This is a genomic window from Mycolicibacterium sp. HS_4_1, from assembly GCF_054515875.1.
In genome coordinates this window covers 2,461,220-2,476,465 of sequence record NZ_CM137261.1, presented here as the reverse complement: position 1 = coordinate 2,476,465, position 15,246 = coordinate 2,461,220, and the positions used below count along the sequence as shown (strand labels likewise).

The 15,246-nt window shown below is 67.3% G+C and carries 13 protein-coding genes; 8 read left to right on the top strand and 5 right to left on the bottom strand.

Going from position 1 to position 15,246, the window contains the following annotated elements; genetic code table 11:
- Nucleotides 1-4: 4 nt before the first annotated feature.
- Nucleotides 5-2,695 carry an FtsK/SpoIIIE family DNA translocase gene (locus ACX12F_RS11775; RefSeq protein ID WP_459369730.1) on the bottom strand — a complete coding sequence of 897 codons (2,691 nt, stop codon included), beginning with the start codon at nucleotides 2,693-2,695 and terminating at the stop codon, nucleotides 5-7.
- Between the two features lie 181 nt (nucleotides 2,696-2,876).
- On the opposite strand from ACX12F_RS11775, the gene ACX12F_RS11770 reads away from it, so the two are divergent.
- From ACX12F_RS11770 to ACX12F_RS11760, 3 genes are read left to right on the top strand one after another with little or no spacing between them, the layout of a single operon-like run.
- Nucleotides 2,877-3,197 carry a putative quinol monooxygenase gene (locus tag ACX12F_RS11770; RefSeq protein WP_459369729.1) on the top strand — a complete coding sequence of 107 codons (321 nt, stop codon included), beginning with the start codon at nucleotides 2,877-2,879 and terminating at the stop codon, nucleotides 3,195-3,197.
- Between the two features lie 34 nt (nucleotides 3,198-3,231).
- On the top strand, nucleotides 3,232-4,059 hold the full coding sequence (locus ACX12F_RS11765) for a mycofactocin-coupled SDR family oxidoreductase (protein WP_459369728.1): 828 nt from the start codon (nucleotides 3,232-3,234) through the stop codon (nucleotides 4,057-4,059).
- A gap of 31 nt (nucleotides 4,060-4,090) precedes the next feature.
- Nucleotides 4,091-4,963 (top strand): SAM-dependent methyltransferase, encoded by an 873-nt coding sequence (locus ACX12F_RS11760; RefSeq protein ID WP_459369727.1) that lies wholly within the window; start codon nucleotides 4,091-4,093, stop codon nucleotides 4,961-4,963.
- Here ACX12F_RS11760 and ACX12F_RS11755 read toward each other — a convergent pair.
- From ACX12F_RS11755 to ACX12F_RS11745, 3 genes are all read right to left on the bottom strand, one after another.
- Complete coding sequence (locus tag ACX12F_RS11755) at nucleotides 4,960-6,639, bottom strand: ribonuclease J (RefSeq protein ID WP_459369726.1); 1,680 nt, start codon at nucleotides 6,637-6,639, stop codon at nucleotides 4,960-4,962. The two genes, ACX12F_RS11760 and ACX12F_RS11755, sit on opposite strands and share 4 nt — an antisense overlap.
- The gene (dapA, locus tag ACX12F_RS11750) at nucleotides 6,636-7,544 is read right to left on the bottom strand and encodes a 4-hydroxy-tetrahydrodipicolinate synthase (protein WP_459369725.1); all 909 of its coding nucleotides are present in this window, start codon (nucleotides 7,542-7,544) and stop codon (nucleotides 6,636-6,638) included. The genes ACX12F_RS11755 and dapA overlap by 4 nt, the downstream gene beginning before the upstream one ends.
- 74 nt (nucleotides 7,545-7,618) lie before the next feature.
- Entirely contained in the window at nucleotides 7,619-8,386 is a 768-nt protein-coding gene (locus tag ACX12F_RS11745; protein WP_459369724.1) for a FadR/GntR family transcriptional regulator, read from the bottom strand.
- 100 nt (nucleotides 8,387-8,486) lie between these two features.
- Here ACX12F_RS11745 and ACX12F_RS11740 point away from each other — a divergent pair, with 100 nt between their 5' ends.
- The 4 genes from ACX12F_RS11740 to ACX12F_RS11725 all read left to right on the top strand — a co-directional run bounded on the left by ACX12F_RS11740 (nucleotide 8,487) and on the right by ACX12F_RS11725 (nucleotide 11,862).
- Nucleotides 8,487-9,404 (top strand): proline iminopeptidase-family hydrolase, encoded by a 918-nt coding sequence (locus ACX12F_RS11740; protein ID WP_459369723.1) that lies wholly within the window; start codon nucleotides 8,487-8,489, stop codon nucleotides 9,402-9,404.
- A 29-nt stretch (nucleotides 9,405-9,433) separates the two neighbouring features.
- A complete protein-coding gene (locus tag ACX12F_RS11735; protein ID WP_459369722.1) occupies nucleotides 9,434-10,837 on the top strand; it encodes an APC family permease in 1,404 nt (467 codons plus the stop codon).
- A gap of 22 nt (nucleotides 10,838-10,859) precedes the next feature.
- Nucleotides 10,860-11,258, top strand: coding sequence for a VOC family protein (locus ACX12F_RS11730; RefSeq protein ID WP_459369721.1), 399 nt, complete (start codon nucleotides 10,860-10,862; stop codon nucleotides 11,256-11,258).
- Nucleotides 11,259-11,460: 202 nt separating this feature from the next.
- On the top strand, nucleotides 11,461-11,862 hold the full coding sequence (locus tag ACX12F_RS11725) for a histone-like nucleoid-structuring protein Lsr2 (protein WP_459369720.1): 402 nt from the start codon (nucleotides 11,461-11,463) through the stop codon (nucleotides 11,860-11,862).
- A gap of 3 nt (nucleotides 11,863-11,865) precedes the next feature.
- On the opposite strand, the gene ACX12F_RS11720 is transcribed toward ACX12F_RS11725, so the two are convergent.
- On the bottom strand, nucleotides 11,866-13,101 hold the full coding sequence (locus ACX12F_RS11720; RefSeq protein WP_459369719.1) for a winged helix-turn-helix domain-containing protein: 1,236 nt from the start codon (nucleotides 13,099-13,101) through the stop codon (nucleotides 11,866-11,868).
- A 101-nt stretch (nucleotides 13,102-13,202) separates the two neighbouring features.
- Between ACX12F_RS11720 and ACX12F_RS11715 the strand changes: the two genes are divergently transcribed.
- Nucleotides 13,203-15,245, top strand: a complete 2,043-nt coding sequence (locus tag ACX12F_RS11715; protein ID WP_459369718.1) for a toprim domain-containing protein — start codon at nucleotides 13,203-13,205, stop codon at nucleotides 15,243-15,245.
- Nucleotide 15,246: the final 1 nt, after the last annotated feature.

The following is a 15,246-nucleotide window of genomic DNA, read 5'->3' as shown; positions in this document are numbered from 1 at the left end:
CCGGTCAGAACCCGGGATCGTCGCCCGCCGAGCCGACCGCATCCGAGCCGCCCTGGATCAGCATCAGGGTGCCGGCCAGTTCGTCGGGCTTGACCAGGACCTCGCGGGCCTTGGAGCCCTCGGACGGTCCGACGATGCCGCGCGTCTCCATCAGGTCCATCAGGCGGCCGGCCTTGGCGAACCCGACCCGCAACTTGCGCTGCAGCATCGAGGTCGACCCGAACTGGCTCGACACGACCAGTTCCACGGCCTGCAGGAAGACGTCCATGTCGTCGCCGATATCGCTGTCGATCTCGCGCTTCTCGACGGTCTTGACCGTGACGCCGTCGATGAACTCCGGCTGGGCCTGCTGCTTGGTGTAGGCGACGACGGCCTGGATCTCTTCGTCGCTGACGAACGCGCCCTGCACACGGATGGGCTTGGGCGCCTCCGACGGCTGGAACAGGCCGTCACCCTTACCGGTGAGCTTCTCGGCGCCGATCTGGTCGAGGATGACGCGCGAGTTGGTCGCGTTGGTCACACCGAATGCCATGCGGGACGGCACGTTGGCCTTGATCAGACCCGTCACCACCGACACCACCGGCTGCTGGGTGGCCAGCACCAGGTGGATGCCCGCGGCGCGGGCCTTCTGGGTGATGCGGACGATGGCGTCCTCGACGTCGCGCGGCGCCTGCATCATCAGGTCGGCCAGCTCGTCGACGACGCACAGGATGTACGGGTAGGTCTTGTAGACCCGCTCGCTGCCGAGCGGGGCGGTGATTTCGCCCGAACGCACCTTCTTGTTGAAGTCGTCGATGTGCCGGACACCGCTGGCGCTCATGTCCTGGTACCGCTGCTCCATCTCCTCGACCAGCCAGGCCAGCGCGGCGGCGGCCTTCTTCGGGTCGATGATCACGGGCGTGATGAGGTGCGGAATGCCTTGGTACGGCGGGAATTCCACCATCTTCGGGTCAACCAGGATCATCCGGACCTCGTCCGGGGTGGCGCGCTGCAGCAGCGACACCAGCATCGAGTTGATGAAGCTCGACTTACCCGAACCGGTGGAGCCGGCCACCAGCAGGTGGGGCATCTTGGCCAGGTTGTAGCTGATGAAGTGGCCTTCGACGTCCTTGCCGATGCCGAACACCATGGGGTGGTGATCCTTGCGGGTGCTCGGCGCGTTCAGCACGTCCTTGAGCCGCACCATCTCGCGGTCGCTGTTCGGGACCTCGACACCGACCAGGGACTTGCCGGGGATCGGTGCGAGCAGGCGGATGTGCTCGTTGGCCACCGCGTAGGCGAGGTTGCGCTGCAGCTGGGTGAACCGCTCGACGCGGACGCCGGGCCCGAGCTCGATCTCGTAGCGCGTGACGGTCGGGCCGCGCTGGAAGCCGACGACCGTGGCGTCGACCTTGAACTGCTCCATGACCTCGGAGATCGCGTTCATGATGCGGTCGTTGTCGCGGCCGACCCGCTTCGGCGGGTCGCCATCGGCCAGCAGGTCCAGCGGCGGCAGCGTGTAATCGCCCTCGATGACGCGATCCAGCGTCAGGCTGTCGTCCTTGGCCGGCGCCGTGTCCGCAGCGTTGTCCAGGGCCTTGTCCAGGGCCTTGGCCTTGGTGGGCACGGGGTCCGCGACGTTCTGCGCCTTCCGGCGGCGAGGCTTGGCCGCGGGCTCCGGTGCCGTCGGCGCCTCGTCCGCGGCGGGCTCGACCGGATAGTTGTCCATCGGCGTGCGGCCCAGCGGCCGCGTCATGGCCGCGGTGGTTGCGTCGGCGGTGGGCCAGCCTCCTGCCAGATTCCCGGCTTCGCCGGGGGAAGGCTCGTCCCGCGAATAGGTCGGGTCGTCGTAGTAGCCGTCTGAAAAATCATCAGAGAAGTCGTCGTCGGCGTAGCCCGCCCGCGCGTCGTACTCGTCGTCGTGCGCGCCGTACAGGCGACCCGACACCACGTAGCGCAACGTGTCCGGCAGTTCGCGGATGGTCGTGCCGGTGACCAGCAGCAGGCCGAACAGCACGCCCATGATGAGCAGCGGCGTGGCGATCCAGACGGTCAGCCCGTCCGAGAGCGGGCCGCCGATGACGAAGCCCACGAACCCCGCAGCGCCGCGGCGCTCCCCCGGCGCGGTGGGCCCACCGACCCAGATGTGCCACAGGCCGAGCACCGGCAGTGCGATCATGGCGGCGCCGAGGATCAGCCGCGGCCGCGCGTCGGGGTTCGGGTGGGTGCGCATCAGCGTGATGGCCAATGCCAACAGCAGGACCGGCAGCACCACGACCGCGGATCCGATGACCGTGCGCACGCCGTAGTCGATCCACGCACCGACGGGTCGGGCCGCGTCGAACCACGAGCTGGCGGCGATCAGGAAGGCGACGCCGAGCAGTGCCAGCGCGATGCCGTCACGACGGTGCCCGGGCTCGAGTTCCCGCGCGCGGCCGACGCTGCGGGCGGTGGTTCCGGCACCCTTGGCGAGCATCAGCCAGCCGGCGCGGGCACCACGACCCACCGCGGCACCGGCGGTAGCCACCGGAGATGGGTGGGGCGCTGGTTTGCGGGCCGGCTTCCGAGCGGGTGATTTCGGGGTCGGCGGACGTGTCGCCCGCCCCGATTTTCCACTGCCTGACTTCGATGAACGCGCCCCCGAACCGGCTGCGCCACGATTCGCCGACCCGGCCTTGGCCCGGTTAGCTGAGCTCGTTGCGGTTTTACTCGCCATGGCTGTCAGCCTAGTCGCAGTTACCCCATCTGCACCATCTGCCACACACGTAACGCTTAGGTCACGACCTGAGCCGCATATCCGCTGATCACCGGGCAGTGGGAGCCACGTCACACCCGGCCCAAGCTTCGGGTTAACGTGGACACCTGTCTAGTCCAGCTATCTATCGAGGAGTTCGCTCATGCCGGTCGTAGTCGTCGCCACCATGAAAGCCAAGCCCGAGTCCGTCGATCTGGTGCGCACCGCGTGCATCGAGGCCGTCGACGCCGTCCACGGCGAGCCGGGCTGCGAGCTCTACTCACTGCACGAGGCCGACGGCGGCACCTTCGTCTTCGTCGAGCAGTGGGCCGACGCGGAGGCCATCAAGACCCACAGCACCGCGCCCGCCATCGGGAAGCTGTTCGGCGCCATCGGCGAGCACCTCGACGGCGCGCCCGACATCAAGATGCTCTCCCCCGTGGTCGCCGGCGATCCGGCCAAGGGCCAACTGCGGGGCCAGTGATGAGCGCTCGCGCGAAGAGCCGAGAGGACGCGCGGTGGCTGAGCTGACCGGCAAGGTCGCCTTCATCACCGGCGCGGCCCGCGGCCAGGGTCGAGCGCACGCGGTGAAGCTGTCGTCCATGGGTGCCGACATCATCGCGGTCGACCTGTGCGACCAGATCCCGTCGGTCCCCTACCCCATGGCCACACCCGACGATCTGGCTGCGACCGTGAAGCTGGTCGAGGAGAACGGGGCCCGGATCGTGGCCGCCCAGGCCGATGTCCGCGACCGCGAGGCCTTGAAGGCCGCGCTGAAGGCCGGCGTCGAGGAACTCGGCGGGCGGCTGGACATCGTCATCGCCAACGCGGGCATCGCGCCCATGGCCGGTGAGGACGCCTGGCAGGACGTCATCGACGTCAACCTGACCGGCGTGTACAACACTGTCGAAGTGGCGATGCGGCCCATGGTCAAGGCCGGCAACGGCGGGTCGATCGTGCTGATCAGCTCGGTCGCCGGACTGGTCGGGCTGGCCTCACCGATGGCCGGTTCAGTGGGCTATGCCGCTGCCAAGCACGGCATGGTCGGCCTCATGCGGGTGTACGCGAACCTGCTCGCGTCGCAGAACATTCGGGTCAACTCGATCCACCCGGCCGGGGTGGACACCCCGATGATCGACAACGACTTCACCCGCAAGTGGTTGAGCCAGTTGACCGCTGACCCGGAAGCGGCCAAATCCGCGCCGAACATGACCAACGCGTTGCCCGTACAGGTCCTCGACGCCGAGGACATCGCCAACACGGTGGCGTGGCTGGTGTCGGACGCCGGGCGGTACATCACCGGGGTGACGCTGCCGGTGGACGCCGGTTTCGTCAACAAACGCTGACGAGGGCTTGCGCGAGGAACAGAGTATCGACTTGGCTGGTAACCCAGCGGCACTGACGGCCTTCGGGCCGATGGTCCTCACCGCGATCGAACAGCATGAGCCGCCAGGGCGTCGTCTCGTCGACGACGACCTGGCGGCTTCTTTTCTGCCACAAGGCCTTCGCGCGCTGGTGGCGGCCACCCGCTGGTCGCCGGTGCGGCGCAGCATGGTCGCCGCGTCAGACCGGTCAGCGCCTGGCATGTGGGCCAACATGGCGTGCCGCAAGCGCTATGCCGACGACAACCTGATGGCGGCGCTGGGCGAGATCGAGGCCGTCGTGGTGCTGGGCGCCGGACTGGACACCCGGGGCTGCCGGCTGTCGCGCCGCAGCGCCGCGCCGGTTTTCGAAGTGGACCAGACGGTGAACATCGAGCGCAAACGCGCCGTCCTGAATCGGGTTTTCAGCACTCCCCCACCGTCGGTCCACCTGGTCGCCGTCGACTTCGAGCGCGACGACCTGATGACTGCCCTGGCCGGCCAGGGCTACCGTCGCGACGCCCGCACGTTCTTCATCTGGGAAGGCGTCACCCAGTACCTGAGCGCCGAGGCCATCGACAGCACCTTCGAGCAGTTGCGATCCGCGCCCACCGGCAGCCGGCTCGACTTCACCTATGTGCAGCGCGATTTCATCGACGGAGTGGACATCTCCGCCGCGCCGTCGCTGTACCGCCGATTCCGCGAGCGCAGTCAGGTGTGGAAGTTCGGGTTACCTCCCGACGAGGTTGCGCACTTCCTCGACGGGTACGGCTGGCAGCTTCTCGACCAACTGGGCCCGGACCAGGTGCGGGACCGATATGTGGGGCCGACCGGTCGCGGGCTGCCCGCGTCCGACCTGGAATGGTCGGCCCTGGCGCAGAAGCGTTAGACCTCGAGGACCGTCGGCACGATCATCGGCTGGCGCCGATAGGCCTCCCCGACCCACTTGCCGACGGCCCGCCGCACCGCCTGGGCGATGCGCGCGGGATCGGCAACCTGCTCGGAGACAAGGGCTTCCAGAGCCGTCTGCGCCTTCTCGGCGCCCGGCTCGAGCGCCTTCGGATCCTCGGAGAACCCACGCGAGTGCAGATGCACGGGCACCACCGGCTTGCCGGTCTCGCGGCTGATCACCACGGTGACAGCAATGAAACCCGAAGTGAGCGTGAGCCTTTCGCCCAGTGTCGCGTCGCCGACGTCGCCCAGCACCAGGCCATCGACGAACACCTTGCCGACCGGCACCGCGCCGGCAATCCGGGCCTGGCCACCCACCAGGTCGACGCTCACGCCGTTCTCGGCGAGCACGACGTTCTCCTCCGGCACGCCGGTGCGGACGGCGAGTTTGGCGTTGGCACGCAGGTGCCGCCAGGTGCCGTGCACCGGCATCACGTTGCGCGGCCGCACCCCGCGGTACAGGAACAGCAGCTCGCCGGCGTAGGCGTGACCGGAAACATGCACGCGCGCTTGCTGATTGGTGACCACGCGGGCGCCGATCTTGGCCAGCGAGTCGATCACGCCGTAGACGGCTTCCTCGTTGCCGGGAATCAGCGAGCTGGACAGGATGATCAGGTCGCCGGCGGTCAGGGTGATGCTGCGGTGCTCGCCGCGGGACATCCGCGACAGCGCCGCCATGGGCTCGCCCTGGGTGCCGGTGGTGATCAGCACGACCCGGTCGGCCGGCAGCAGTTCCGCGGCGCCGATGTCGATGACGTCGTCGTCGGCGACGGTGAGGAAGCCGAGTTCCTTGGCGATCCCCATGTTGCGGACCATCGAGCGGCCGACGAAGGACACCTTGCGCCCCAGCGCCACCGCGGCGTCGATGATCTGCTGCACACGGTCGACGTTCGAGGCGAAGCACGCCACGATGACGCGGCCGTCCGCACCGCGGATCAGGCGGTGCAGGTTGGGGCCGACCTCGCTCTCCGACGGGCCGACTCCTGGAATCTCGGAATTGGTCGAGTCGCACAGGAGCAGGTCGACGCCTTGCTCACCGAGGCGGGACATACCGGGTAGGTCGGTGGGCCGGCCGTCGGGCGGCAACTGGTCGAGCTTGATGTCACCGGTGTGCAGCACCGTGCCCGCACCGGTGTGCACGGCGATGGCCAGGGCGTCGGGAATCGAGTGGTTGACCGCGAAGTACTCGCACTCGAATACACCATGAGTGCTGCGCTGCCCCTCGGCGACGATCTGCATGTTCGGCTTGAGCCGGTGCTCACGGCATTTGGCCGCCAGGAGCGCCAACGTGAAGCGCGAGCCCACCACGGGGATGTCCGGCCGCATCTTCAGCAGATACGGAATGGCGCCGATGTGGTCCTCGTGCGCGTGGGTGATCACCAGCGCCTCGATGTCGGCCAGCCGGTCCTCGATGTGCCGGATGTCCGGCAGGATCAGGTCGACCGCCGGCTCGTCATGCGTCGGGAACAACACGCCGCAGTCGATGACGAGCAGTCGGCCCAGGTGCTCGAAAACGGTCATGTTGCGGCCGATTTCGCCGATACCGCCGAGCGCCGTCACACGAAGACCGCCCGGCTCCAAAGGACCGGGCGGGGCGAAGTCGGGCCTGGTCACGCAAGCACCGACGCTGCGCGCAGGTCCGCGGCGAGTGCCGTCAGCTGATCCGGCGTGGCGGGCACCTGCGGCAAGCGGGGGTTGCCGGCCTCGATGCCCAACAAGCGCAGGCCTTCCTTGCTCATGGTGACGCCGCCCAGTCGGTTCTGCGCCTCGCCGAGCGAGTGCAAGCCCACGTGAATCTTGCGCGCAGTCGCGATGTCGCCGGAATTGAACGCCGACAACAGCGCACGCAACTCTGCGGCCGCGACGTGGCCCCAGACGCTGATGAATCCCGTGGCGCCCATGGCGAGCCACGGCAAGTTGAGGGTGTCGTCGCCCGAGTAGTAGGCCAATCCGGTCTCGGCCATCATCTGCGCACCACCGTTGAGATCGCCCTTGGCGTCCTTGACCGCGACGATGTTCGGGTGCGCGGACAGCGTCCGGATGGTGTCCCATTCGATCGGGACCGCCGAGCGCGGCGGGATGTCGTACAGGATTACCGGCAAGTCGGTGGCATCGGCGACGGCGGTGAAGTGCGCGACGAGGCCGGCCTGCGGCGGCTTCGAGTAGTACGGCGTCACCACGAGCAGACCGTGCGCGCCGGCGGCGGCGCAGGCCTTCGCCAGGTGGATGCTGTGCGCGGTGTCGTAGCTGCCGGCGCCGGCGATGATCCGGGCGCGGTCGCCGACCTCTTCGAGAACCGCCTCGAGCAGGGCGATCTTCTCGTCGTCGGTCGTGGTCGGTGATTCGCCGGTGGTGCCGGAAACGACGAGGCCGTCGCACCCTTTGTCGACCAGATACTTGGCTACCTTCTTCGCACCGGCCAGATCAAGCGAGCCGTCCGGGCCGAACGGCGTCACCATGGCAGTCAGCACGGTGCCCACACGTGCGCTGACATCAATTCCGCTGGTGCTCACGGGCAACAAGATTACCCGCTGGTTCTACGTGGTTTTGCACCGCTGCCCGCTGCGACCGCGGGCGGTGCCGGGCGGCGGGATCAGTCGATGAGCATCCCGGCACGCCGCATCGCCGCCGAGATGTTCTCGAAATCAATGGCGACGTGTGCGCGCGCCAGCGCTTCGGCGTCATCCCCACGGCCTTCGGCGATGGCGTCGACGAGAGTCGTGTGTTCGCCCAGCGCCCGCTGTTCCATCGCCCGCATCGTCACCGGTTCGCCCCAGACGTGAGCGGGTGCGCCGATGCTGACCGACGCTTCCAGTTCGAGCAGCACCTGCTTGAGGACTGCGTTGTGAGCGGCGTCCATGATCGCCAGGTGCAGATCGCTGTCCGCCTGCTGGGCGGTCAGTCCACTCTCGGCTTGGCGGTAGTCCTCCAGGCGCTGCCGCAGCACGCCGACATCGCCGTCGGTGCGAGATTCGGCGGCGGCGCGGCTCACCGCACCGTGGATCCGGCAGATCGCGTCGCATCGGTCCCGGATCTCGTCGACCCGCATTCTCAGGGTTCGGACCACGGCTTCCGTAGACGAGTCCGGCCATTGCTGCAGCACATACGACCCACCACCCCGGCCCCGCCGGGTCTCCACCAGGCCGCGGTCCACCAGCCGCGCGAGCGCCGCACGCACCGTCATCCGGCCGACACGTAACGACGCGGCCAACTCGCGTTCGGCGGGCAGCCGGGCCTCGGGCAGGTATTCGCCGATGGCGATGGCGGTCACCAGCCGGTCGGTGATCTCGTCGACCCGAGAGGACGATTCGAGCTCACGATCCAGTAGGCCGGGGGCGTCCACACCATGGAGATGTGTCATCGCCGGCTCCCTTCGTTCGCCACACAGAGTATCGACACGGATTGTTAAATCTCGATTAATGGTCTTGTAGCGAGACCATTAATGGCACATGCTGACCGTCATGCCGACCATCAGCCACCGGGTCCCGTTCCGCGAACACGAGACCTGGGTCCAGATCACCACCCCCGAAACACCCGATCCGGCGGCGCTCCCGCTGTTCGTCCTGCACGGTGGGCCGGGCATGGCGCACAACTACGTGCGCAACATCGCCGAGTTGGCCGACGAGACCGGCCGCACCGTCATCCACTACGACCAGCTCGGCTGCGGCAACAGCACCCACCTGCCCGACGCCCCTGCCGGGTTCTGGACGCCCGAGCTGTTCGTCGAGGAGTTTCACACCGTTCGCGCGGCGCTGGGCATCGACGAGTACCACCTGCTGGGCCAGTCGTGGGGCGGCATGCTGGGCGCGGAGATCGCCGTGCGCCGTCCCTCGGGACTGACATCGCTCGTCATCTGCAACTCCCCCGCATCGATGGAACTCTGGATGGCCGGCTGCGCGGAGCTGCGCACGCAATTGCCACCGGACATCAGCGCCGCGCTGACCCGGCACGAAGAAGCGGGCACGGTCACCGACCCGGAGTACGTGGCCGCGACGAACGAGTTCTACGCGCGGCACCTGTGCCGCGTCGTACCCACGCCGCAGGACCTGACCGACACCATCGCACAGATGGAAGCGGAGCCCACCGTCTACCACACCATGAACGGGCCCAACGAATTTCACGTCGTAGGCACGTTGAACGGGTGGACCATCATCGACCGACTCGCCGAGATCACCACGCCGACACTGGTGATCGCCGGCGAGTTCGACGAGGCCACCCCCGCCGCCTGGCAGCCGTACGTCGAGAACATCCCCGGCGCGGTCAGCCATGTATTCACCGGCACCAGCCACTGCTCGCACCTGGAGAAGCCCGCAGAATTCCGCGCCGTCGTCGCCGCGTTCCTCGCCAACCACGATCTGGCCGCCGACGCCCGGGTCTGAACCCATTCGCTCGACCCGACAGGACATCCATGACACCCACGCGAGTCACCACCGGCGAAGGCCAGCGCACCGTCGAATCATTCGGCTACAAACAGGAACTCAATCGTTCCGTCTCCACCCTCGACCTCATCGTCTATGGCCTCGTGTTCATGGTGCCGATTGCGCCGTGGACCATCTTCGGCGTCGTGTACAACAGTGCCGGCGGCATGGTGCCGCTGGTATATCTCATCGGCTTGGTCGCCATGGTGTTCACGGCGACGGCGTACGCGCAGATGGCCAAGTCGTTCCCCCTTGCGGGATCGGTGTTCTCGTATGTCGGCCGCGGAATCCACCCCGGCGCAGGCTTTTTCGCCGGCTGGGCGATTCTGCTGGACTACCTGCTGATACCGACTCTGCTGTATGTGCTGGCCGCCGAATCGATGATCGGGTTGTTCCCCGGCACGCCACGGTGGCTGTGGGCACTGGTGTTCGTCCTCGTCAATACCGTGATCAATCTGCTCGGCGTCGACTCGCTGAAGGTGGCCAACCGGTTGTTCCTGGTTCTCGAACTCGTCTTTCTCGCGATCTTCGTGGTCATCGCGGTGCGGGCCATCAACGGCGATTCGCTGCCCAATGTGCACTGGAGCACCACGCCGCTCTGGAACCCGGACACCGTCAGCGCACCGTTGATCGCTGCCGCCCTGTCGATCGCCGTGCTGAGTTTCCTTGGCTTCGACGGTATTTCGACGTTAGCGGAGGAATCCACCGGTACGCGGAATCCGGCTGGCAGAGCCATGATCGGCGCGTTGTTCATCGTGGCATTCCTGTTCATCGGCCAGACCTGGTTGGCCAGCCTGCTGGCGGGTGGCCGGGCATCGTTCAGCGATAGCGAAGCGGGCAACGCGTTCTTCACACTGGTCGAAGCGGCGTCCAGCACCGGCTGGATGAACGCGTTCTTTGTCGTCAACGTGCTCGCCGTGGGCTTCGCCAACGCGATGGCCGCCCAGGCGGCAACCAGCCGGCTGCTGTTCTCGATGAGCCGCGACCGCCAGCTGCCCGCGTTCCTATCCCGGGTCAGCGCGCGCAAGGTGCCGTTCGCCGCAATCCTGTTGGTCAGTGCGATCAGCGTGGTGCTCGTGCTGTTCTTCGTCGGCCAGATCGCACTCATCTCGTCACTGGTGAACTTCGGCGCGCTGTTCGCCTTCTGCCTGCTGCACGTTTCGGTGGTTTGGTACTACCTGGGCCGAAAGAAGTCGAAGAACTATCTGCTGCACCTGGCGGTGCCGACACTCGGCTTTGTCATCATCGGCTATGTGCTGTTCAACGCCGATTCCCTGGCCAAGATCGGCGGGATCGTCTGGCTGGGCATCGGAACGGTCGTGTTCGTCGTCAACAAGCTGCGCGGTCGCGGTGTGCCTGAACTCGGCGAACCGTCGCACGAAGGGACCGGTTAACACCCCCGGTTAGAGTCGGAACGTGCTCGGTCATCTCGGCGTCAATGTGCCCGATCTCGCACGCGCGAAGAATTACTACGACGAATTCATGCCATTGGTAGGTTTTGAATCGTTCATCGCTTCCGCCGACGAGTTCGCCTTTCGCCCCGCCGGTGGCAAACCCGGCACCTTCGTGTTTTTCTATCCGACGGCCGACCTCGGCGACTACTCCCGGCACCGCACCGGCCTGCAGCATCTGGCCTTTATGGTCAGGACGCGATCCGCGGTTGAGCGTGTCCACCAGTTCGTGCAGCGGACCGGCGGCGAGGTGCTCCATACGCCGCAGTCGTTCCCCCAATATCCGCCGCCCTACTTCGCCACGTTCTGGCTGGACCCGTTCGGCATCATGCTGGAAGCGGTGTGCCACCACGACGCGGACTGATTACGTCCGCATCTGGACGCGCACCGAATCAGCTTGGGGCCGTGGCAATTACCACCGATCGAGAATTCCGATATACAGCCGGATTGCCGCGCAAATAGAACTGAACCGGCGCCGGACTACCGGCAATCGAGACACCGAGGTGCAGTCCTTATTTTCAGTCGATACACTTCCGGCCGAACACCCCCGATAAAGGAGATCATTCGTGGCCGAACGCATTGTCGTCCAGCTTGTTGACGATATCAACGGCACTGAACTCACCGACGACACCGGTGAGCGTATTAACTTCTCGGTACGTGGGGTTGATTACCAGATCGATCTTTCCGCTGCGAACGTGGCGAAATTCGAAAAGGCCTTGGCGCCCTATGTGGACGCCGCCACCAGGGTCGGTGGCCGTCGCGCGCGGACCCAGAAGCCCGCAGAACCCAGCAGCCGCGCCGCCAAGAACAGCACGTCCCGCGGTCGCGCGAAGAAGGCCGCCAAGAGCGCGTCATCGAAGGAACAGCTCGCCGCAATTCGCGAGTGGGCCCAGGAGAACGGTTACGACGTCGCGGCCCGTGGACGCATCAAGGCCGACATCGTCGAGGCCTACCACGCCGCGAACTAGGCGCTAGAACTGCCGAGCCAGCTCGGCGACTAGATCGCCGCGGTCCCCGACCGTCACGTCGCCGACCCCGAGCCACGTCGCCATCGACGTCAGCTCGGGGACCAGGGCCGCGGCCACCCGGGCGCGGTCTTGGCCGTCCTCGGCGAACGCACCCACGACGTGCAGTGCGTCGCCAGTACGTTTCAGGTCGACGCGCCCTGCCAGCCGGCCGTCGAGCAGGAAAGGCCAGACGTAGTAGCCGAATTGCCGCTTGGCCGCCGGAGTGTAGATCTCGATCCGGTAGTGGAACCCGAACAGGCGCTCAACTCTCGGCCGGAAGAAGATCAGCGGGTCGAACGGGCACAGCAATGCCGTCCCGCGATCGCGCCGCGGCACCGGCTGCCCGGCGCGCAAGTATGCCGGGGTGCCGTCCACGGTGACGGACTCCAATTCGCCCGCGGCGACCAGTGCCGCCAGCGCCGGTTTCACCTGACGGGCGCCCAGCCGGAAATAGTCCCGGATGTCGGCCTCGGTACCCACGCCCAGCGCGCCGGCCGCCTTGAGAACCAACTGCCGGACCGCATCGTCGTCGGAGACTTCCCGGGCCAGCACTTCCGGTGGCAGCACCCGTTCGACCAGGTCATAGTGCCGAGCGAAACCGACGCGGGTGGCCGTGGTGAGCACGCCCGACGACCACAGCGCTTCAGCCACCCACTTGGTGTCACTGCGTCCCCACCACGGGCCCTTGGCGCCACGGGGTTCGGCTTCCAGGTGAGCCTCGATCTGGCCCGCGGTCGACGGCCCGAGTTCGGCGACGGCGGCGACGATCTTCTCGGCCAGCTCGCCGTTTCGCTTGACGATTTCGGTGCCCCAACGGCCGTGGGTGTATTCACGCATGCGCCAGCGCAGCAGCGGCCAGTCCTCGACCGGCAACAATGCCGCCTCGTGCGCCCAATATTCGATGAATTGCCGCGGCGACCGCGCACTGTGGCTCCAGGCCAGCGCGTCGAGCGCGTCCCGGTCGTATGGCCCGAGCCGGCTGAACACCGGCGCATAGTGCGCCCGCACCGAGACCGATACCGAATCCAATTGCAGCACTTGTATTCTGGACATCAGACGTTTCAGGTGCGCCCGGGTTACCGGACCGGCCGGCTTGGGTTCGTGAAAGCCCTGGGCGGCGACGGCGATGCGACGGGCCTGGACCGTGGTGAGTACTGCCACCGTCACATCGTGGCGCAGCCCACCGACAAACTCGCGCATGGATCTGCAAGGTTGTCGGCGGAACCGCCTACCATTCCTGCGGCACACCCTGTTTTGGGGCTTCGGTCGTCCCCGACCGGCCCTGACGGAAAGGACCAGCAGTGAGCTACAACGCTGCGGACATCACCGAGCTCGACGACGTCCAGCACACCCGCCTGCGACCGGCGGTCAACCTGGGCCTTGACGTGCTCAACACCGCCCTGCGCGAGCTGGTTGACAACGCGGTCGAAGAAGTCGCCGACCCCAGCCACGGCGGCTCCACCGTCACCATCACCCTGCATGCCGACGGCTCGGTCAGCGTCGCCGACGACGGACGCGGTCTTCCCATCGACTCCGACCCGGTGACCGGCAAGAACGGCATCGTCAAGACCCTCGGCACGGCGCGGGCCGGCGGCAAGTTCTCGGCCCACACCGACGCCACCAGCACCGGCGCCGGCCTCAACGGCATCGGCGCCGCGGCCGCGGTGTTCATCTCCGCGCGCACCGACGTCACCGTCCGCCGCGCCGGCAAGACCTACCTGCAGAGTTTCGGCCACGGCTACCCCGGCACGTTCGAGGGTGGCGGGGGCCAGGCGTTCGACGCAAATGCACCCTTCACCCGCGTGGACAACCAGAAGCTCCGCGGCACGAGCAACCGCAAGCCCGACGCCCACGGCACCACGGTGCGCATCCTGTTCGACCAGGCCGTCGTGCCGGACGCCAGCGTGGACATCGCCGAGGTGCTGCTGCGCGGCCACGCCGCCGCCCGGATGTGCCCCGGCGTGCACCTGACCGTCGTCGACGAGGGCTGGCCCGGCACCGAGATTCCAGCAGTCCTGCTCGAACAGTTCAACGGCCCGTGGGGCACCGAGGCTCTGCTGAACCTCATGTGCACTTCGGCCGGCACTCCCCTGCCCCCGGTGCGCGCCGTGGTGGAGGGCCGCGGCGAATACACCACCGGGCGCGGCCCCACCCCGTTCCGCTGGTCGCTGACCGCCGGCCCGGCCGAGCCGGCCACGGTGGCCGCGTTCTGCAACACCGTGCGCACGCCCGGTGGCGGATCGCACCTGACCGCCGCGATCAAGGGCCTGTCGGAAGCGCTGGCCGATCGCGCGTCCCGGATCCGGGACCTGGGCCTGGCCAAGGGTGAGGACGGCCCCGAACCCCAGGACTTCGCCGCGGTCACCGCACTGGCGGTCGATACCCGAGCCCCGGACGTCGGTTGGGACTCCCAGGCCAAGACCGCGGTCTCGTCGCGCTCGCTGAATGTCGCGATGGCCCCCGATGTGGCACGCAGCGTCAACGTCTGGGCCGCGAACCCGGCCAACGCCGACACGGTGTCGCTATGGACCAAGCTGGCGCTGGAGTCGGCCCGGGCGCGTCGCAGCGCCGAGGGCGCCAAAGCGCGGTCGCGGGCCGCGTCGAAAGCCAAGGGCCTGGGCACCAACCTGTCGCTGCCGCCGAAGCTGCTGCCCAGCCGGGAAACAGGCCGCGGGTCGGGCGCCGAACTGTTCCTGTGTGAGGGCGACTCCGCACTGGGCACCATCAAGGCGGCACGGGACGCCACCTTCCAGGCGGCTTTCCCGCTCAAAGGTAAGCCGCCCAACGTCTACGGGTTCACCGTGAACAAGGCCCGGGTCAAGGACGAGTTCGATTCCATCGAGCGCATCCTGGGTTGCGGCGTGCGCGACAACTGCGACCCGGAGCAGTGCCGCTACGACCGGATCCTGTTCGCATCCGACGCCGACCCCGACGGCGGCAACATCAACTCGAGTCTCATCTCGATGTTCCTGGACTTCTACCGGCCGCTCGTCGCAGCGGGCATGGTCTACGTGACGCTGCCCCCGCTGTTCGTGGTCAAGGACGGCCAAGAGCGGATCTACTGCCAGGACGAGTCCGAGCGTGATACCGCGGTCGCCGAATTGAAGGCCCGGTCCAAACGCCGAGTGGAGGTCCAGCGCAACAAGGGTCTCGGTGAGATGGACGCCGACGACTTCTGGAACACCGTCCTGGATCCGCAGCGGCGCACCGTGATTCGCGTACACCTCGATGACGGCGAGAAGAAGTTGCACCACACCCTGTTCGGCGGGCCGCCCGAGGGCCGACGCACGTGGATGGCCGAGGTGGCCGCCGTCGTCGACACACTTGCGCTGGACCTGGACTAGA

Coding starts and splice junctions, on each gene's coding strand:
- ACX12F_RS11775 (WP_459369730.1), bottom strand. CDS start 2,695: ATGGCGAGTAAAACCGCAACGAGCTCAGCTAACCGGGCCAAGGCCGGG.
- ACX12F_RS11770 (WP_459369729.1), top strand. CDS start 2,877: ATGCCGGTCGTAGTCGTCGCCACCATGAAAGCCAAGCCCGAGTCCGTC.
- ACX12F_RS11745 (WP_459369724.1), bottom strand. CDS start 8,386: ATGACACATCTCCATGGTGTGGACGCCCCCGGCCTACTGGATCGTGAG.
- ACX12F_RS11740 (WP_459369723.1), top strand. CDS start 8,487: ATGCCGACCATCAGCCACCGGGTCCCGTTCCGCGAACACGAGACCTGG.
- ACX12F_RS11735 (WP_459369722.1), top strand. CDS start 9,434: ATGACACCCACGCGAGTCACCACCGGCGAAGGCCAGCGCACCGTCGAA.
- ACX12F_RS11720 (WP_459369719.1), bottom strand. CDS start 13,101: ATGCGCGAGTTTGTCGGTGGGCTGCGCCACGATGTGACGGTGGCAGTA.